Below are 19,433 nucleotides of genomic sequence, written 5' to 3' on the forward strand. Positions count from 1 at the left end.
TCAAAAATGGCAACTTTTTTAATTGAGCTCACCACTTTTAAAAAAGCCTAAACACTTAATCCATCATATTCATCATGGCTTCCATGTTCACCTCTTGAAACTCAATATCACTTGCCGGTTGAAACAGGTTTGCATCTACTTTTATATTGCTTTCTATTTCTACCACTTTAAGCGTCATCATAGGTTGCTCTCCAGCGATCACCTCATATTTTAAAGGTGTGCTGTATTGAGTTGAATACCACATTTTTACAAGCACATTGCCCATTTCGTCATCTGCTTCAGTCGCTTCAATGTAGACAACTTCTTCTCCATCAAGTGTTTCCACCCTTGCAGAAATAGCCTCTGAAGAAGCATCAGTGAGCTCTGCAAGTTTAGTACTCATATCCATCATCAAGCCTGCATCTTCTGCCGATTCAAGATCAGCATCTATAATTTTAACGCCTTGCCCTGTGCCCTCAACATAGTTATACATTACTTTCTCTTTGGCATTATTGATGACAACACTTGTCCCAACGCCTTCAACTACAGTCTCTGTCCTTGAATTATCGCCATCATAATACATCGTTGACATTGTCTTTGTTCCAAAAGCACTGGTTTCCATAACCATTCTCATACTTTTGGGTTTGCTCAGAGATAAAGAATTTAAGAGTTCGGTCCCCTCTAAAGAGCGGTCTAACGCCGCAACTTCTGGCTCAGCTGCAACGGCTTCAACAGAATTAGCCGTTTGGGTTGCATTTTCCTCAGGCGTCTGACTGTCTTGATTTGCTGATTGTGCCTGCTCAGCAGTCTGTGTACTTTCCGCTTGAACCAGTTCTTTTGTCTCTCCAGTTGTCGTCTCACTTGCACATCCAAACATTAGTGCTGTCAAAATCGCAATCATTAAAATCATCCAAATATTTTTTTTCATCTTTTCCTGCCTTTCTACTCTAAACTAAAAGTACCAATTTTCACTTTTTCTCTCTCTTGAACACTTGGGTTTATCGTCATATAAAAATTATGATCACTTGTTCTGTAGTAGAGTCCAAAGGTCTCGCTTCTGGTCTCTCCCGGTTCCACTGGAAATCTATTGCCATAGCTGTAACCTTCATATTCAAGCTCACTGCCATCCTCTGCACAAACTTGTCTAATGGTGCTGAACATTCCTACACTTGTAAATTCAATTGCTTCATCCGATTGATTTTCCATGGTCATATCCAGTACAAGGAGGCCCATATCCGGTTGATCATAATTGGAATCATAAGTATTTACGGGTTCTATTCTAACGCCATCAAAAGTGATGCTCACGCCTTCAAATTCAACGGTATCTCCCACTGTAAAATCACTTTTAACACCACCATTTTCGAATACAGCATCATAAGTCACATCTATATCACTGCCAGTGACCTCAATGGCATCACTGAGCACCATCATTTTACCAATTTTTAAAATATATGCATCAGATTGTATTTCAGTGATGTCAAATGCCGCTTCACCGATGATTTTATTGCCACTTAAAATATTGCCATCTAGGAGATCCACCTCGTAGTGAGGATACATAATATCCAAATAGCCTTCCTGACCATTTGAGTTTACCATTCCCAAGTTCATCATTGCGCTGAAATTATAGTTCTCAGCACTGTCATTATAAGCTTCCATCTTTAAAACAAGATATTTGCTTCCGTCCACTTCATCTAAACGAGCACCTATAACGCTGTATTTCATATCACCTTGAATATAGGCTTCTCCACATCCTACAACATCGCCATTTGGCAGTTTTTCAGCCTCATCCATATCTTGAGACAATTTACTCACTTCGGAAACAACCTCTGCGACTTCATTGCTGATTTCTTTAACCGTTGGTGTGCTCTCTGCATTTGCTTTCTCAGTTTGATTGGAACACCCAACTATTGAAATGGATATAAACATGAGAACACATATCTTAATCATTTGACTTTTCATATTCACAACTCCTATGATTATCTTCTTAAGTTTTTTTCAAAGACTTGGCGTCTTATAGACTTAACGATTTAAAAGCGCATCCATTTTTATGAATACCAAATTTCACGGATACCAAAACGGCATGTTTTCGCCATCATTATTACTATTATCACCATGATCTATTATTTTGTAATCCGATGGCATTGCGTAAAGAAGCTCATCCATTTCACCAATCCCTACGACTTCGTATGTGATTATTGCGCCATCGATCACATCCTCAGTCAATGATTCTTTACTGTAGATCTTGACCGCTATGATTTTATTTTGAGCTTTATCAATCACATATTCATAAAAGCGAATCATGCCGCTGACTGAATCCACATGGTTATCATAAAATGTGTAACTTTTAACATTTTTCTCATCTTTTACACTGTATAATCCCACTTTTTCAAAATCAAAGCATCTCAATTCTAAGGATGACTTTTCATAAATTTCTGCCATTTTGAGTTCGGGACATATTGTGTAAAAATCAGATTCACTTCTATATCGAATAATTGTTCTTTCATCGCCATTCATACTTTTATTGCGAGTGAGATATAAAGGCCTATCCAACGTCATTTCTTTGAGGCCACCCGAATAAATCGTTATATTTCCGCCCACATCCGATTGAAGCATCATTGCATGTGGTTCTTTTGGAACTGTGTTTTCAACGGCACCTGCAAGCGTCTTTGTATCTCCACCTGTCATTGAAAAAACAAATAAGGTAATATCTCTAAATTTAACATCATCAGGTCTGTAAAATACAGTATCTTCGATGAACTTGTTTTCAACACTTGTTGAAATGATACGTCTCTTTAATAACCCCTCTTGATCAAATATAAGCTGCTTCAAGAGAACGCCATATTTAATGGATATCCATTCTTCATACAATTGACCGTCCAATTCAGTTGCTCTATAGACTACCGGTTCGCCTTCCAAAGTGGTGATTTTACAATTTAATACGGTTTCTCCCTTTTCCAAAACAAATGGATTATAGGTAGGCGCACTCAATTCACTAAGCCCTTTATAAAAACAGGCATTGCCCATGACTTTCTTTGTCAACACTGCATCTGGATCTGTAAAATTACCCATCATGAACTCAGACACTTCATAGTACACGCCTTCATCATCATCATAATATCTAAAATACTTTTCATATTCATCTACGATCTCGGCTTCATAGATGCTGTCATGCTTTAAACAAACTGTCTTTACAGACTCATACTGGCTGTAATCCAAGTCTCCAAAAAAATCGTTCCAGGTCAGTTTATCGATATCATATATGATTTCGATCCCCTCTACACCTCTATACTTCATGGCATGATAGAGCGCTTCATCTGATAAACTTGAATCGTATTGAATTACGTCTTCTATATTGGGTTCATAATCACTCTTTTCAATAGCAGACAATGGTGACTCAAATCCCATTTCCGAAGCTTTTGTCATTTTAGCCATGTCGAAGTTCCATTTTACATCGGCAAACTTTAGCGGTTCATCGGTAATAGGAATAGATACAGCCAATTCAGACTGACTTTGTGTTGGCTCTGGTTGACTTTTATCTAGGGTCACCTCCTGCTGTGGTCCGTTTATTGTGACAGTTGCAACCTTTGTCCCAACATTTAAACCACTTTCACTGTCGCCTTTGCACCCCAAATTAACCAACATCACACATATGATAATGACAACAACGCCAATGCGCTTAGCTATTTTCATTAGTCCCTCCCAAGTAAATTAGCAATACCTGCAAGTTCTTCTAGTGGATTGTTCAATCCCTTTGTCTCGCCTTTATGCCCACTCTTAGCCGCTGAATAAATTCGATCCGCCATTCGACTAAAAGGTAGCGATTGAAGCCAAACTAACCCTGGCCCCTGTAAAGTCGCCAAAAACAAACCTTCTCCTCCAAAAATACCCGTTTTTATGTCTCCAGCAAATTGCACGTCATAATTTATACCAGATGTCATGGCAACAAGACATCCCGTATCCAGCTTAAGTATTTCTCCAGCCTGTAATTCTTTTTTTATGATTGTACCTCCTGCATGCAAAAAGGCCATGCCATCGCCCTCTATTTTTTGCATGATAAACCCTTCTCCTCCAAAAAAACCAACGCCAATCTTCTTTTGAATGTGAATGTCTATTGAAATACCCTTTGCAGCGCATAAAAAGGCATCCTTTTGACAAATTAGACAGCCATTATAATCTGCTAAATTTGCCGAAATGATCTTACCTGGATACGGCGCAGCAAAAGCCACATGCGCTTTACTTTCACCGCGATTGGTGAATAAAGTCATAAAGATGCCTTCACCTGTAACAGCCCTCTTTCCGGCACCGATGAGCTTACCCATAAAACCTTTACCATGCCCTTTATTGCTCCCATCTCCAAAAATGGTTTCCATCTGGACTTTGTCGTCCATATACATCATTGCCCCTGCTTCTGCGAGTACGCCTTCTGAACGATTGAGTTCGATCTCCACAAATTGCATATCATCGCCATACAATAAGTAATCCATTTTACGAGCTCCTGCCATCATTAAAGCCCCCCTTCTTAGATTTTTGAGAATATATCCTCAAATTAAGTTTACTTTTTTTACATCCAATAAGGTATACACCAGTGGTCATTCTACATTGGCCCACGAGTCATTCTTTTTTAGCCAACTCACATATAAAAATAAAAAAGACCCAGAACTAAATCTGAGTCTAAAGTAATGCGCTTTTAAGGGGTATGACTATATTCGAGGAAAAACCCTCTAAGTTGTTGTGTGTATATTTTGCCTTTCCTCCAACGAGTGACAACCTGTCATCTATGCCGATAAGACCGTTGCCCTTGACAAGTGCCACTGTACCCACACCATTATCCATCGTTTGCAGTATGATCTGATCATCGCTGACAGTTACTGAGAGCAATAATTTGGTGGCTTTGGCGTGTTTCAACGTATTGGTCACTAATTCTATCGTCACCTTTCTCACAATATCAAATACCTTCTCTTCTAATCGATTGTTTACACCTCGTAAAAAGAAAGTAACACTAACACCGCTAATATTGACAACTTTCAACATATTTCTAAGTTCTCTTTCTAAATTTGCAGTTGTATAAATTTCCTTTTTATCCCTAGTTTGGATGCTCTTCATTTCATTAAAGCCCTCACGGATTGCCATGCTTGCCTTATCTAAACTTTCCATTGCACGATTCCTATTGTTTCTGTAAAACATCTTACTCACTTCTAATAGTTTAATGGTAATGACCAATGAATGACCTAAAATATCATGCAATTCTCGTGCAATATAGCTTCTGGCACCCACATGAGAGGTCTGTTTTAACAACATAATCTGCTCTTCTAGCTTTTTATTGGCAATTTCCAACTGCTTATTTTCTTTATCAAGTTCATTTTTGGCATATTGATGTGACGAAATATCTGTAAACGCAATGATAAAACGCTTGCCTGTAAAACGCCTGAGCGTATTGACATAATATTTATAAACACGCCCATTGTGCTCGATCACGGTATTATGCTCTGATTCATCATCAGTCATTATCGCTATTTTTTGCTGCATTTCTGATAGATCAAAGTGATTGTCAAACTGCTCGTTTGAGTACAATATTGCTGCATTTGAATTGAGGACCAATATGGGATTATCCAATCTGCTTGCAATTTCATGCTTCATAATAGGCGTTAAATCAAAAAACTCATATTTGAAAGTCGCATAGACAAAGATCAGCAAGGACCAAGTGTATACAATGGGGGTAATATCAAATATGAGGTCACCAATCCCCAATTTTATAAAAAAACTTTCCAATACTCTGGATATATAAATCAAGTTAAACCCCAGGGGCAATAAAATGGCAAAAGCAATGAGATTGCGTTCCAATCTGCTCTTGTCTTTGAGTTGATTGCTAAACTTGCGACTGCATAAAACAGTTCCTGTGATCATAAACAGATAATTGAGAACGACATATGCATAAAAGAGCACGCCAAAATCATCTTCACTAAAGTTAAATATTTTGTAGAATTTATAATGGTAGGGATTTGTAGCAACCAGTGCAAATTCCAAAATCGCAATGGTATAGATCACCATTCTCAATTTCTTTTTCATAGGTCTGCCCTTGTAATAAGTATAAGCAAAATCTAAAAAACTGGCACCTAGAAGACATATGCCGAAATAATAGAGCACAATAAAAAACCAACGGAGCTCTACTATGGGGGAAACCGTTTTAAAAATCTTTCCAACAAGCCAAATGATCATAGAAGTTTGCACCACAAAAAACGCTCTCAACGCAGCATTCTTATTTGTCTTCATATAGATCACTACGAATCCAGCTACATTTACAATAAGCGCAAAATAGTTCCACAGAACAATTGTAAGTATACGATTTCCTCCAACGCTAGTCACAATTTTTCACCTACACAATACCATTTTCTATTGCAAAGATAGCAATTTGCATTCGATCTGAATATTCAAGTTTCTCGAGTATCTTGCTCACATTGTTTTTAATGGTACCCTGTGAAAAAGACATCAGCGCACCGATTTCTTTATTGCTATAACCCGCCGCAATATATTTTACAATCTCAATCTCTCTTTCATTTAAAATATCTTGATATTGAGATTTATAATTACTGAGCCCTTTAAATCGATCCACCATAATTTTTTTGACACTTTCGTGTATCACTGTGAGACCATTATAGATACATTTTATACTGCGTGTTAAGTCTTTATGACTGATATTTTTTACGATGTATCCATCCGCATTATTGACAAAGGACTCCATGATATTATCCGGATTTTCAAAAGTGGTCAAAATGACAACTTTAATGTGAGGGTATTTTTGTTTGATTATTTTGGTTGCAGTCACACCATCCATTGTTGGCATTTCAATATCCATGAGTACGATATCGGGATTTAAAGTTTCACAGAGCTTCACCGCTTCATCACCATTTTCACCCATGCCCACCACTTCTATTGCCTCATCATTTTCAAGTAAATAAGCAATGGATTCCCTTAATAAAAGTTGATCATCCACCAGAATTAATCTTATCATTTATACCTCCCTGTTGTCGCTTCAGTCAGTAGCGCTTCACCGTAATAGGCCCTATAGTTAGAGACGGTCTTTCTCACATCTTCCAAGATGGTGTTGCTCTTTTTTATCGAATCTTCTATATAAGTTTCAAAAAAAGGCGTATCTATATTACGCTTAGTGCGGTCAATCATTTGTGATAAAACATTCATTTGTGTTTCTCTAGAATTGATAATTTCTTCAAGCAACGCACTGATTTCTTTTTCTTTTTCAAGGCGATAGACCACCAGTGCATGTTTTTTTAATCTTTGATTTACCGCTTTAGAAACCTCTCGTCTTTCTTCAAGCACATGTAACAAATTAATGAGTTCCGTTATTTCAGTGATGGTTATAATCTTACCAATTACTTTTGAGGCATCTTTAAGTTCGCCAGTTTTAAAAGCAAAATAATGTTTTTGATCATTGTGTTTTTGATCATTGTGTTTCAGAACGATGTACTCTCTGCCCAGATGATTGGACTTGATCACAATTTCATCATTAAAAAGATCTTGTACCTGTGTCATTTTCATACCCTCAGTTGATTTAAAAAAGCTAGAATTTTGAGAAGAGTTATTTTTATAGAGTATTTTACCCACCTTATCGACTACAAAAATACAATCTAAACTCATGTCACCCATCTTATCAAAGACGTGCATTGTCACGCCGGATTCATCCTGCGTGTACAACTCTAAATTCAAGAAAAAAACATATCCAAAGCCTATCATGATTTCAAAAAAATCTAAGCGGGTGCTATTTTTAAATAGAGCCAACGTATAAATCAGCAATGGGCTTAAAAAAAATATTTTCAGCATCATTGCAATTACTTCATTGCCCCCTTTAGGATTTGGTCCGAGATCGCGCATTTGAACCATCATTTTGCTCACACTGGAGATGATATAGACCATTAAAAGTGCTAAGACGATTATCTTATATAAAATGCTATACGTTGCTTGATGAAACATGTAGTCTTCTAGGATCAAGTCGCTCATCCATAAAATGAGAATACCTCCCCAATAAATTCCTGTTAATAAAATTTTTAGAGATTTTGAAATTTTACCTTTAAAGAGAGCACCCCACCAAATAAATATAGCCTCCAGCACATAATAACTCATTAAGACAATTAAAATTGTACTTTCGCTATTTCGAAGTGTTCTTGCTAAAATCAAATTGGGCATTACGCCTTCAATTGTATGTAAAATAGCAAAAATAGTGATCAATGAAAAAAGAATATAAGCGTACCTTTTGTTCTGCTTGTCGCTCAGCCTATAATAGCTATAAGTTACACTTGCCACCACAAACATTGTCAGAAAAGTCACTAAAACGATATTAAAAAACTGATAATAGGTATAATATCTTCCATCGCTCATTATTTATTGGCTCCCATTGAATTATTGATTCCCTCTAACCTGATATGTCTTTTATTATACACTAACCAGTAGACCAATTGAAGTGCCTCAAGTCACTGGAACGCCTACTGTAATTGCCATAAAAAAAGAGACTGTTCCCAAAACGATGAATCCATCACTTTGCTTCAATCTCTTCTAACTGCAACGATACGCTTCTAATGGCAACTCAATGGTAAGCTTTCAGCTGCAACTATAATATTTTTTTTAAGCGGTCACTCCGAATATTTAGTCCGATTGAGATAAGCCTTAATGGTAGCTTCATACCCCAACGTCGTTGGTCTGTAATAGCGTTTATCTTTAATCTGATCCGGCAGATATTGTTGTTTGATATAATGCCCTTCAAAGGCGTGTGGATATTGATACTTTTGATAAGTTGAGTCGCCGCTATAATTGCGCTCAAGTTTCAACGAAGTACCGTCTTTGAGATAATAGGGGATTTTACCTGTATCATGATTTGCAAGGTCTTCTAAAACTTCATCTATCCCCAAATAAGCCGCATTGGATTTTGGTGCTGTGGCCACATATGTTGCCGCTTGTGCAAGCAAAATACGGCCTTCCGGCATCCCAATAAAATCCACTGCCTGTGCTGCATTATTGGCCACAACCAACGCCATGGGATCTGCATTGCCAACATCTTCAGCTGCACAGATTACAATTCTTCTGGCAATAAATCTCGGATTTTCACCACCGTATATCATCTTCCCCAAATAGTAAAGTGCCGCATCGGGATCAGAACCACGCATGCTCTTAATAAATGCCGAAACGATATCGTAATGATTATCTCCATTTTTATCATAGTCCAAATATTTCATTTGAAGACATTCTTCAATTACTTCTGGTGTGATGTTAATTTTTCCAAGTAAATCATCTTGAGAAAACACAGCGAGTTCCAAGACGTTAAGTGCCCGTCGGGCATCCCCTGCTGCCATTTCAGAAATATAATTTTTAGTCTCATTTGAAATATCAATATCATACATCCCTAGACCATTTTCCATGTCAGAAAGCGCCCGATCAATAATTTTTAAAATGCTTTCGCTGTCCAGTTTTTCAAGTTTAAACACAGAGGATCTTGAAATCAAAGCACTATTGACTTCAAAATATGGGTTTTCAGTGGTTGCGCCTATCAATATAACCGTCCCATCTTCCACAAAAGGGAGAAGAGCATCCTGCTGACTCTTATTAAATCTATGAATCTCATCAATGAACAGAATGGTCCGTTTCCCATAAAGTTTTTGGTTATCCTTTGCAAGCTGCACCGTATCTCTAATATCTTTAACGCCTGAAGTTACTGCATTTAAGCTGATAAACTCCGACTCCGTCTTTTTAGCGATAATTTTTGCAAGTGACGTCTTTCCACTTCCAGGGGGACCGTAGAGGAGTATTGAACTCAATCTATCCGTCTGTATCAACTTTGAAAGAAGTCTACCTTCTCCGATGATCTTCTCCTGTCCAAAAAAAGCATTTAGCGTTTCAGGTTTCATACGTTCTGCTAAAGGCGCTTGTTTTTCCATTTTCTCTTTAGCCATTAAATCAAATAAGTCCATTTTTAAACCGCCTTCTCCAAAGTCCACTTCACAATCTCATTAAATGTCATTTTAAGTGTCTCCACTTCTTTATTTAAAAAAGCATCTTGCCAATTCAAGTAATATTTTCTCAACGCATCATTTGCGGTGATCTTCAAGGGTTCTAAGTATTCTAATAAGAGTTGATGCATCACAATCAACAGCCGATAGCTCAATTCGTCATCGAGTATTTTAGCAACGGCTTCAATACAGGTTAACACAGCCGTATAATATGCCGATATCGTCACTTCTTCAAAATTTTGAACACCGTGCTGGTCTAAAATATTTTGAAGATTGTGAGGGGTGATCCCTTTAAGTCTAGACATCATCTGGTAAGCTTGAAACTGTATTGTTGAAAATAGGATCGTGGGATTTGCTGAAAGGTTTATAAACTCAGAGCCCAATGGATTTTTAGATAACCCAGGGACTTCTGCAACAAAAGTGCCGATGCCTCTTTTGACTTCGAGGACGTTTCGACTTTCAAGTGTTTTGATAGCCTCTCTCAGTGTTGCTCTTGAAATATTGAGTTCTTCTGACAACTGCAATTCGTTAGGCATCTTATCGCCTGGCTTAAACAGCCCTTTAACAATTAAATCTACTATATTTTCAACAATTTTTTCTGAAAGCAGTTTTTTTTGATACATCATATGCACTCCCTTGAATTTACGCTTTAAAATTGTAAAGCGGTCTAATGATTTCCACTACGTCAACAGTATCTTCAATATACTTCAAAATCATTTCAATTGATTTATATGCCATTGGACTTTCATCTAAAGTCCTCTCTGTAACACTGCTACTATAAATGCCCTTCATTTCATCTTGAAATTCTGAAAGAGAGAGTTTTTCAATGGCCATTCTTCTGCTGAGCAACCGCCCTGCACCATGAGGTGCTGAATAATTATAAGCTTCATTGCCTTTTCCAATTGCAACGATTGCCCCATCCCTCATGTTAATCGGGATGATTAATCTTTCACCTTTCTGTGCGCTCACAGCACCCTTCCGAATCATCATATCCTCAAAATTAATGTAGTTATGCACGGTTTCAAAGTGAAAAAGCGACTCAAAGGGAGTCCCTAAATGGGCACAGATCTTTTGAGCGATTATTGTCCGATTGAGCGAAGCATATTTTTGAGCAAATTTCATATCTCTAAGATAGTCCTCTCGATCTTGACCTTCTAAGAAAGCCAATGCATTAGACACATGATAGGGCGCCATCTTTTCTTCAAATTCTGAGAGCACTTCTTTTTCTAAAGCCTTATTTTTTTGTTTGCGAATCCGTTTAAGAGCCTGTTCTCTTTCTAATTTGAGCTTCTTTTTAGTGCGTTCGCAGTAATGCATCGCTTTTCTCTGATAAAACGTCGCCACTTGATGTCCAAAATTTCGACTGCCAGTATGAATCACTAAATACTTTTCACCCTGTAAATTCACATCAATTTCAATAAAATGATTACCGCTTCCCAAAGTGCCCAACGAGAGCATATGTTTTTTGGCCTCAGAATGGGTTAATTTTGAAATTTTCTCAAGTTCTATTTCAAAATTGGCTTCTATTTCAACGGATAGATCATCATAAATTTCAAAACCGCTTGGTATATTGGCCTTGATAAACTGATCTAAACTTTCAAAATCAATTTCTCTTTGCCCTAAAGCCACTGCCATCATGCCACAGCCTATGTCTACGCCAATTAGGCTGGGTACAATTTGGTTTGGAACTTGCGCTGTGAATCCAATGACACACCCTTTTCCCGAATGACAATCGGGCATAATGCGAATGTTTTGATCTCTAAAAATATATAAGTCACAGACACTCTTGATCTGCTTCTTTGCATCTTCTTCAATTTCATCACAAAACACGATGGCTTTGTTATACTTCCCACTAATTTCAATCATTCTATCACATCCTAAGTTGACTACAAAATTCTGAACGCTTTTTTCACAACTCAAATATTCCCTTAAACCACTCAAACAACTCTCATTAGATGCATTGTAGATATCAGCTCAATTGTATCATGATTGCAATGGATTTTCAAAATTCAGATTTATTCCAGTCAGCTACTTCATATTGGCACTTTATATAATTTTAGCAGATTTATGTACTTTTTTTATGCGTTTGCTCAACTTTATTTCTAAAGTTTTTTTCCATTTTAGCCGATACATCATTATGCAAGGATGCCTATGATTTCAAGGAGGAATAATTATGGAATTTCATGTTAAATCTTACGAATACTCAAAAATGGAAAGTGTTAATGCTTCCATTTCAAAATCATCCAAGGGGGATTATAAAGCAAAAGTTCAATCCTCTGTAACAGAAAAAGCAATTTCCCAAGAACAAGATCTTTACATCAACGATTCATTAGAAATCGGCGCAGAACAGCTCAACTCCAACAATACTTATAAATTTGATGCCAAAAAAATAGCCGAAATGAAAAAAGAGATGTCTTTAAAAAGCGACTCCTTTAAAGAAATGATTCGAGATATGCTTCAAAAGCAGGGTCTAAATGCCAATATGATCTTAGGCAAATTAGATCAAGGTGAAACCGTTGAAGTAAAAATTGATGCTGAAACGAGAGCCAAAGCTCAAGAAAACATTTCTGAAGATGGCTACTGGGGTGTTAAAGCAACTTCTAAGCGTATTTTAGATTTTGCCAAAGCAATCAGTAATGGTGACCCTTCAAAGGTTGAGATGTTAAGAGAGTCTTTTAAAACCAGCTATGAGGAAGTTAAAAAACATTTTGGAGGAAAACTTCCTGAAATCAGTCAGAAAACTTACGACGCGGTTATGGCAGGCTTTGATGAATGGCAAAATGGTGAGAGTGACCCTGATGAGGCTTCAAAATCATCAGCCTCTGTTTGAAGCACCTATAAAAGTGTCATTTCATAGAATAATTGAATAACTTTACTTATTACAAATCGATACACCTCATCCAACTAAGTGTATCGATTTTTCATTGTCTTACCTACAAAATAATTCACTTCATTTCATTGCTCTTAATCATAAAAAAATCATCGGTCTTCTCTTTAACCACAAAAATAATTGAGATATGATATAGCCCCCCTCGAGGAACCATTTCAGATACGCCGCCTATGCATTTTATGACAATGCTCACGAACTTTCCAAATTCATTTACAAAATCACTCAGTGCTTGCGTCTCTTCACATACAATCTTAAAAATCAATATGTGCTTGCCATTTGTCAAATCCGATTTGAGCACAATGTGATCAATATTTGAATCACTGCTTTTGATATGTCCTAAAATTTCACCAATGATCCCTGTAATCTGTTTGAAATTGTCATAATAAGGATCATGTCTACTCTCTTTATGGATTTCTATTATTTCACCAAGTTGATAATTTTTATCAAAATACTCCACAAGATCATCTACATCAAACACTCTTAACGAGAATTTTGAGTAATCAAAAACCTTATTGATGTAACCCATCCTAGTGTCCATTTTCTTCATATGAGTTGCAAACAGCTCTTCCTTACCCTCTTTTTTAACGTGATCCTCTTCTCCCTCATTAGAAATATATGCATCCATTTCTTCGGAAAGTTTTATCACGTCTTCTGTCACTAACTGATGATGATAATTGACCGTTTTAATAATTTCCTCAAAGAGTTTCAGAAAATAGTCTATTTTTTCATAGCCTTCTGTCAATAGTTTTTGATAGAGTTCATTTTTTTTCTCCAGCGAACGCTCTTTGGTCTCTTTTGAGTGCTTTTCATGGTAAAGTTCAATGCCTTCTTTAATATAAACTTTTAGCTCATGATCTAAATCCCATGGTTTGGTTAAGAACTTATAGATATCGACCTTGTTAACAGTCACAAGGATTTGAGGCAATTGCGTATAACCACTTAACACAATTTTGACAGTATCCGGACTCATCTTGTGGATGAATTGAAGCAATTCAAGCCCATTCATCCCAGGCATTCTCATATCTGTAACCACAACCGCAATTTCTTCTTTTGCGAAAAGTTCAATCGCCTTCTGTCCAGATTCAATAAAAAAGGTCTCATACGGCTCCGCTCTCAGCCCTCTGTTAAGCGCCTTTAATATTTCAACTTCATCATCTACTATAAGGACTTTATATTTGCTATAATCGATCATCTGGTCCTCCTGCTACTCATTTTCATATTTTTCTATAATGGGCTTTAAATAATCCAAATCTATTTTTAATATATCCAGAGCGCCTAAAAAACTGGAACCCAAAATCTCATATTCCTTCTTCTCAATAAATGTGGACAAAGTCACAATCGCTACCAATTCCTTGTGGATGATATGTTCATCCAAAGGTCTGTGATGATACATGCAAACTTCTATCAACTCCATTGGGAAAGCCCACCAATTTAGAAAGTATCCACCAACAACAGCATGGTCTATTTTGAAAAGTGATCTTTCAAGAACAGTAATTTGACCATCACTGATATCTTGTTGTAAAACCTCTGTTGAATAGGCATTTTCAAATATTTGGAGCATAATAATTTTACCGATATCGTGAATCAAACCAGCAGTTCCCACAATAGACGGGACTTTCTTTTTATAATATTTTTCATAGAGATCATAAAAGATATTATTGGTTCTTGCAGCATGTTTCCAAATGGATTCGCCGCTTTTAATCAAGGCCTCTTTCATCTGTGAAATTTCATAAGACAAAATGATTTGCTTTAAATTGTTTAACCCAATGTACATGACAGCCTGTTGTAAATTACCCGTTTTAGCCTGATAAAATGCGGAATTAGCAAGCCGTAATATATTCGATGTAATCGCTAAATCTTCTTCTATTATGACACAAATTTCCTCAATACTCTTGTCTTTTTGAATTAACATGTTAATGCGATCAAAAAGCCTTGGCAACGTCTTCACGTTTTCAAAATTCTGAACTTTATCAAACAAGTCTACTTGCTCAAACTCATCCTCCAGTGAAAACATTTTACGAATACTACTGATAATTTCATCATTATTCCAAGGTTTATAAAAATATTGCTTTGCAAGGTTTTTACTGACCGCCTCAGTGATGCTGTCCACAGAAGCGTATCCGCTCAAAGCCACCCTTATAGTTCTAGGAGAAGCTTCTTTGAATACTTTTAAGAGCCTGATACCATCAAAATTAGGCATCTTGATATCTGTAACCAACATATCAATAAAATCTAGAGATAGATATATTTTAATCGCCTCATTGATCCCGTCGGCGTAGTAACACTCATATTCAAGATTTCTGAAAAGTCGTTTTAAAGACCTTAAAATATTGGCTTCATCATCTATAAATAATATTTTCCTCATCCGCTTTCCCCCTTTTTGTAGCTTATATATTCAAATATTCATCAACAGTATCAGCATCTACTTTACGAATCGGAATTTTTATCTTAAAAGTAGTGCCCATACCGTATTCAGAAATAAAACTGATCTCTCCCCCATGCTTATTTGTTATTATATCATACGCAATGCTCATGCCTAACCCTGTTCCCAATCCAACCTCTTTTGTGGTGAAAAAAGGCGTAAAAATACGCTCCTGATCTTCTTTTTTAATGCCCATGCCGTTGTCCATGATTTCACAATAAACATATTTCTCATCACTCCGAGTTGTGACTTTGATAATCCCCTTAAAGTTTTTACCTCTCTCTTTAATCGCATGTACTGCATTGATTAAAATATTCAGCAATACTTGATTGATTTCCCCCACGATTGCATAAGTTAGCGGCACATACTGCATGTCTTTAATCACTTTAGCATCGTATTTGATCTCATTATTGGCAATCATCAACGTCTCTTCAAGGCCTTCGTTGATGTTATATTTAGCAAAATTGGTCATGTGATCCATTCGAGAAAACTTTCTGAGTCCGTTTACTATTTTCTCGACTCTTTCAAGCCCAACACTCGTATCCTGAAATAAACTTTCGTAGTCGTCAATAATATAATCATAGTCACTGTTTGCAACAGTATGCTCGACTTGTTCAAAGAAGTTGGCCATCTCTTTGGATATGTCTGCACTTTCACAAGTACTTTGAAAAGTGACAAATTCATTTTTCAATGTAATCAATAATTTCGTGATCTCTCTAAAGTATTCATCTAAAATTTTAAAATTGCTTTTCACAAATCCCAGTGGATTATTAATTTCATGTGCTACTCCCGCAGCAAGTTGCCCTATCCCTACTAATTTCTCCTGATTTAAAATCTTAATTTGAGCTTGGTTTATTTCTTTAATCTTCTGTGTCAACTGATAATTCATGTCCAAAATAAGATTCTCCAAATTGTGCGCTTCCGTAACCTCCTCAATTTGACACATGAATAGCGTTTCATCCTCAACAAGTTGTTCCTTTAACAAAATATTAAAGCGTTGTTCTCGGAGGGCATGTTCTTTGGACTCAAATTCTACTGGCTCATATGCTTTGGGCTCAAATTCTACTGGCTCATATGCTTTGGGCTCAAATTCTACTGGCTCATATGCTTTGGGCTCACACGATTGAGGATCGAACGATTGGGGATCGCATTCCAAAACGAACTCAAGCAATGCCTCTTTTTTGCCCAAATTTCTCATTAAAAGAATCTCTTTTTTTAAGTGTGCTTTCCAAGCAGAATGCTTATTGATCAAATCATCAAAAGCCTTATTGCTAACCACTAAATCACCACTTTTATCAAAAATGCCAAATATTGTTTCCAACTGAACGCAATATTCGAAAAAACCAGTTTCAACACGGCTTTCACTTAAACGATGTGATTGCTCTTTAGCCCAAACCCAATTCGATAAACCCATATAGACTTCCTCCTAGATCTTCTAAAAAATATATACCCTTAAAATAAAAAGACAAACCCATTATCAGGTCGGTTTTTAGAACGCAAAAAAAACCTGTATTCATCTAAATATAAAGGATATACAGGTTTTTATTGCTCTTTAAGTTATATTAAAGTAACCACTACATGATCTATATAATGATCTTATGGATATATTCAGAGGTACACGCCTTCAACATCGCCCCATAATCTAATCTAAACTGAACGATTTGCCCCACTTGATAAGAAGATCCCGTTTTAGTTAAATCCATAATCATATGATCACTTGATGCGCCTATGATTTCAATGCGTTCGTCTAGGGGTGTCAAACCCTCTGGATTGATATCTTGTCTACCTATTGCCGCAATCGCGCGCAACATTTTACCCTTATCTACGAAGTTGGGTTTATTGCCAAAAGCATCCACACCGATCTCTCCAGTTGGCATAGAATCTTTCATTTTTAATTCAATAATTTCAGCTTCAAGGACAAAAGCATCCTCATGTGCTCCTATAATAGTATTGCCATAAGCGGTTTCTCTCCCGAGTACAATGGCTTCACCAAGTCTGAGATTATTGATTTTGGTTGGCATTTTACCATTATCGATCAAAGACAAACTGCTTGAATTGCCTCCTGATACAACATTCAACGCTATGCCATACTCTCTTTCAATTTTTTCGGCAATAGATGCCAATTCACCTAAATTTTCTGGTCCTGGTATCACGCCGCCATAACATGTTAAATTAACGCCGATGCCTTCTAAAACAATGTGTTCCATGCCCATAATAGCCTTTACGGTTTCATCCACATCCGATTTCAAGATGCCTTCTCTTAAATCGCCTAGATCTATCATCAAAATCACACGATGCTTCTTTGACATTTTTCCAGCTGCTTGATTGAGCATTTTTATAGTTTCAATTTCTGAATTTAAGCTGATGTCGCATAGGGCTATCACACGATCCACTTCAGATTGCATCGGTAGTCTCAACAGTACCTTATCACAATTTATCGCACCCATTTTCTCAAAGTTCTCCAGTCTTGAGTCAGCCACAGCTTTTGCGCCACCATCGATGGACGCTTGAACGATAGCGGGAATGCCACAATAAACTTTTGATACTGTATATAAGTCGATATGCATTCGAGCTGCTTTTTCTGCTAGGAGCGCTGTATTTTCTTTGATCTTTTGACGATCTATAACCAGTCTTGGATACATTTTACACCTCATTATCTATTTTAAGAGATTTTTTTAAAAGCCGCAACGCAGAGGCTTTATGTTCTTTTGAAAGTACCCCCAATGAAGCCATAATATAATCGTTATCGATTAAAATTTGCGTCTCATTTTTAGGCAATAGTTTATCGCCTAGATGATTCTTGGTGATCTCATGGAGTAATGCCACACGATTGGGCAGGCGCGTACAAGCACCACCAGTCCCTATGATAAACTTAACGCTTGTTAAATCTTTGCCTTCAGCATAAGTCTTCTTGCCACCTCCTGCGAATAAGGTTCTGAATCCACCTGCATGTCTATTGGCAGATACAACAATCGCTTCTTTGGCGAGCCTCTCAACGAATATAATTTGATCTGGGCTCTCAGGAATAGGGACATGGGTATCCATCAAATTTTCAATGGCTTCTATGGACATTCCCAATTCTTTTGAAAGATTTTCTATGCCGATCATTTCAACGATATTTTTCATGTTGATATAGACGCCAAGGTCTCCTTCAACCGTTCTCTTAGCCAAGGGCTCAGGTGCAATCAATATCCTTGAAATCTCATCGCTGTCAGCAGTTACCGAATGAATATCTGTGGTTGCGCCGCCAACGTCAATTGTAATGAGATCACCAATTGCCTCTCGTAACATTTTTGAAGCTTCCATAACGGCGCCGGGTGTCGGTATGATTGTGCCTGATACCATTTCCCGAATATGTTCCATGCCTGGTGCATGAATAATATGTTCTTCAAAAATGTCTTGCAGCACTTTCCGTGTGGGCTCAACATTCAACAGGTCAATTTTAGGATAGACGTTTTCGACAATATAAAGCTGTTTTTCTTTCCCCGTTTCCTCAAAAATCAATCTTATTTCTTCTTGATTTTCAATATTGCCTGCATATAATACAGGAACATCCATGTCGAGATTAGCAATGAGTTCAGCATTGTAAAGTGCTGTATCCCGTTCACCATAATCCACGCCACCTGCAATCAGAATGATGTTGGGGTTTATCGCCTTTATCTTTTGAAGATCCGTTCTCCTGAGCTTCCCTGCCGTCACCATATGAATATTGGCTCCAGCTCCTAACGCTGCCTCTTTTGCCGCTTTAGCCGTCATATCATAGACAAGACCGTGAACAGTCATTTTTAAGCCGCCAGCGGCACTGCTGGTCGCTAGAAGCTTACTGTATTCTATCTTATCCGCTTTTAATAAAACTGCTAAATCTGCCACAGCACTGTGAAGTCCAATTGTGACATCGCCTTCAAGCACCGAAGTTGGCGCTTGTCCCTGTCCTATAAAAACGGGATTTGACGTATCAATACCATCAAAGGCGTTGACAACAGTTGTCGTACTGCCAATTTCAGCAACTAGTAAATCCACTCTCATTTCTTCACCACCATTTCACATTATAACTCGCCTAACTCATACATTCAATCCTGCACGTGTGTAAAGAAAGAGAGCGGTTCGCAAACCGCTCTCTCTCTTGATT

The 19,433-nt window shown here is 37.3% G+C and carries 16 protein-coding genes; 1 reads left to right on the forward strand and 15 read right to left on the reverse strand.

The features are described from left to right. Positions 1 to 55: 55 nt before the first annotated feature. From ISU02_RS11280 to ISU02_RS11325, 10 genes are all read right to left on the reverse strand, one after another. A complete protein-coding gene (locus ISU02_RS11280) occupies positions 56 to 907 on the reverse strand; it encodes a hypothetical protein (protein WP_194701950.1) in 852 nt (283 codons plus the stop codon). 14 nt (positions 908 to 921) lie between these two features. Beyond that, positions 922 to 1,938: a hypothetical protein gene (locus tag ISU02_RS11285; RefSeq protein WP_194701951.1), complete on the reverse strand. Its 1,017-nt coding sequence runs from the start codon at positions 1,936 to 1,938 to the stop codon at positions 922 to 924. A gap of 102 nt (positions 1,939 to 2,040) precedes the next feature. Then, entirely contained in the window at positions 2,041 to 3,669 is a 1,629-nt protein-coding gene (locus ISU02_RS11290) for a hypothetical protein (protein ID WP_194701952.1), read from the reverse strand. Then, complete coding sequence (locus ISU02_RS11295; protein ID WP_194702069.1) at positions 3,669 to 4,481, reverse strand: TIGR00266 family protein; 813 nt, start codon at positions 4,479 to 4,481, stop codon at positions 3,669 to 3,671. Before ISU02_RS11295 ends, ISU02_RS11290 begins: the two co-directional genes overlap by 1 nt. A gap of 169 nt (positions 4,482 to 4,650) precedes the next feature. Next, positions 4,651 to 6,342 carry a sensor histidine kinase gene (locus ISU02_RS11300; RefSeq protein ID WP_194701953.1) on the reverse strand — a complete coding sequence of 564 codons (1,692 nt, stop codon included), beginning with the start codon at positions 6,340 to 6,342 and terminating at the stop codon, positions 4,651 to 4,653. A 10-nt stretch (positions 6,343 to 6,352) separates the two neighbouring features. Next, positions 6,353 to 6,988 (reverse strand): response regulator, encoded by a 636-nt coding sequence (locus ISU02_RS11305; RefSeq protein WP_194701954.1) that lies wholly within the window; start codon positions 6,986 to 6,988, stop codon positions 6,353 to 6,355. After that, entirely contained in the window at positions 6,985 to 8,370 is a 1,386-nt protein-coding gene (locus ISU02_RS11310) for a transcriptional regulator (protein ID WP_194701955.1), read from the reverse strand. The genes ISU02_RS11305 and ISU02_RS11310 overlap by 4 nt, the downstream gene beginning before the upstream one ends. 251 nt (positions 8,371 to 8,621) lie before the next feature. After that, positions 8,622 to 9,980 carry a replication-associated recombination protein A gene (locus ISU02_RS11315; RefSeq protein ID WP_323985037.1) on the reverse strand — a complete coding sequence of 453 codons (1,359 nt, stop codon included), beginning with the start codon at positions 9,978 to 9,980 and terminating at the stop codon, positions 8,622 to 8,624. Beyond that, a complete protein-coding gene (locus ISU02_RS11320) occupies positions 9,956 to 10,618 on the reverse strand; it encodes a FadR/GntR family transcriptional regulator (protein WP_207736267.1) in 663 nt (220 codons plus the stop codon). The genes ISU02_RS11315 and ISU02_RS11320 overlap by 25 nt, the downstream gene beginning before the upstream one ends. A gap of 16 nt (positions 10,619 to 10,634) precedes the next feature. Then, a complete protein-coding gene (locus tag ISU02_RS11325) occupies positions 10,635 to 11,858 on the reverse strand; it encodes an RtcB family protein (RefSeq protein WP_194701958.1) in 1,224 nt (407 codons plus the stop codon). A 307-nt stretch (positions 11,859 to 12,165) separates the two neighbouring features. Between ISU02_RS11325 and ISU02_RS11330 the strand changes: the two genes are divergently transcribed. Continuing rightward, positions 12,166 to 12,822 carry a hypothetical protein gene (locus tag ISU02_RS11330; protein WP_194701959.1) on the forward strand — a complete coding sequence of 219 codons (657 nt, stop codon included), beginning with the start codon at positions 12,166 to 12,168 and terminating at the stop codon, positions 12,820 to 12,822. Positions 12,823 to 12,937: 115 nt separating this feature from the next. Here the strand turns inward: ISU02_RS11330 and ISU02_RS11335 are convergent, their stop codons facing one another. The 5 genes from ISU02_RS11335 to ISU02_RS11355 form a co-directional block, all read right to left on the reverse strand. Next, positions 12,938 to 14,074: a response regulator gene (locus tag ISU02_RS11335; protein WP_194701960.1), complete on the reverse strand. Its 1,137-nt coding sequence runs from the start codon at positions 14,072 to 14,074 to the stop codon at positions 12,938 to 12,940. Between the two features lie 12 nt (positions 14,075 to 14,086). Next, positions 14,087 to 15,247: an HDOD domain-containing protein gene (locus ISU02_RS11340; protein ID WP_194701961.1), complete on the reverse strand. Its 1,161-nt coding sequence runs from the start codon at positions 15,245 to 15,247 to the stop codon at positions 14,087 to 14,089. 22 nt (positions 15,248 to 15,269) lie between these two features. Continuing rightward, entirely contained in the window at positions 15,270 to 16,718 is a 1,449-nt protein-coding gene (locus ISU02_RS11345) for a sensor histidine kinase (RefSeq protein WP_194701962.1), read from the reverse strand. 169 nt (positions 16,719 to 16,887) lie between these two features. Further along, complete coding sequence (gene orr / locus ISU02_RS11350) at positions 16,888 to 17,946, reverse strand: ornithine racemase Orr (RefSeq protein ID WP_194701963.1); 1,059 nt, start codon at positions 17,944 to 17,946, stop codon at positions 16,888 to 16,890. 1 nt (position 17,947) lies between these two features. After that, positions 17,948 to 19,330, reverse strand: coding sequence for a GlmL-related ornithine degradation protein (locus tag ISU02_RS11355; RefSeq protein ID WP_194701964.1), 1,383 nt, complete (start codon positions 19,328 to 19,330; stop codon positions 17,948 to 17,950). Positions 19,331 to 19,433 lie beyond the last annotated feature (103 nt).

Origin of the sequence: Fusibacter ferrireducens (genome assembly GCF_015352425.1) — a bacterium.
GTDB classification, from domain to species: domain Bacteria; phylum Bacillota; class Clostridia; order Peptostreptococcales; family Acidaminobacteraceae; genus Fusibacter_A; species Fusibacter_A ferrireducens.

Bases quoted from the DNA above. Each gene is read 5' to 3' on its own strand.
- ISU02_RS11280 (WP_194701950.1), bottom strand. From the start codon at position 907: ATGAAAAAAAATATTTGGATGATTTTAATGATTGCGATTTTGACAGCA.
- ISU02_RS11285 (WP_194701951.1), bottom strand. From the start codon at position 1,938: ATGAAAAGTCAAATGATTAAGATATGTGTTCTCATGTTTATATCCATT.
- ISU02_RS11290 (WP_194701952.1), bottom strand. From the start codon at position 3,669: ATGAAAATAGCTAAGCGCATTGGCGTTGTTGTCATTATCATATGTGTG.
- ISU02_RS11295 (WP_194702069.1), bottom strand. From the start codon at position 4,481: ATGGCAGGAGCTCGTAAAATGGATTACTTATTGTATGGCGATGATATG.
- ISU02_RS11305 (WP_194701954.1), bottom strand. From the start codon at position 6,988: ATGATAAGATTAATTCTGGTGGATGATCAACTTTTATTAAGGGAATCC.
- ISU02_RS11310 (WP_194701955.1), bottom strand. From the start codon at position 8,370: ATGAGCGATGGAAGATATTATACCTATTATCAGTTTTTTAATATCGTT.
- ISU02_RS11320 (WP_207736267.1), bottom strand. From the start codon at position 10,618: ATGATGTATCAAAAAAAACTGCTTTCAGAAAAAATTGTTGAAAATATA.
- ISU02_RS11325 (WP_194701958.1), bottom strand. From the start codon at position 11,858: ATGATTGAAATTAGTGGGAAGTATAACAAAGCCATCGTGTTTTGTGAT.
- ISU02_RS11330 (WP_194701959.1), top strand. From the start codon at position 12,166: ATGGAATTTCATGTTAAATCTTACGAATACTCAAAAATGGAAAGTGTT.
- ISU02_RS11335 (WP_194701960.1), bottom strand. From the start codon at position 14,074: ATGATCGATTATAGCAAATATAAAGTCCTTATAGTAGATGATGAAGTT.
- ISU02_RS11340 (WP_194701961.1), bottom strand. From the start codon at position 15,247: ATGAGGAAAATATTATTTATAGATGATGAAGCCAATATTTTAAGGTCT.
- ISU02_RS11345 (WP_194701962.1), bottom strand. From the start codon at position 16,718: ATGGGTTTATCGAATTGGGTTTGGGCTAAAGAGCAATCACATCGTTTA.
- orr (WP_194701963.1), bottom strand. From the start codon at position 17,946: ATGTATCCAAGACTGGTTATAGATCGTCAAAAGATCAAAGAAAATACA.
- ISU02_RS11355 (WP_194701964.1), bottom strand. From the start codon at position 19,330: ATGAGAGTGGATTTACTAGTTGCTGAAATTGGCAGTACGACAACTGTT.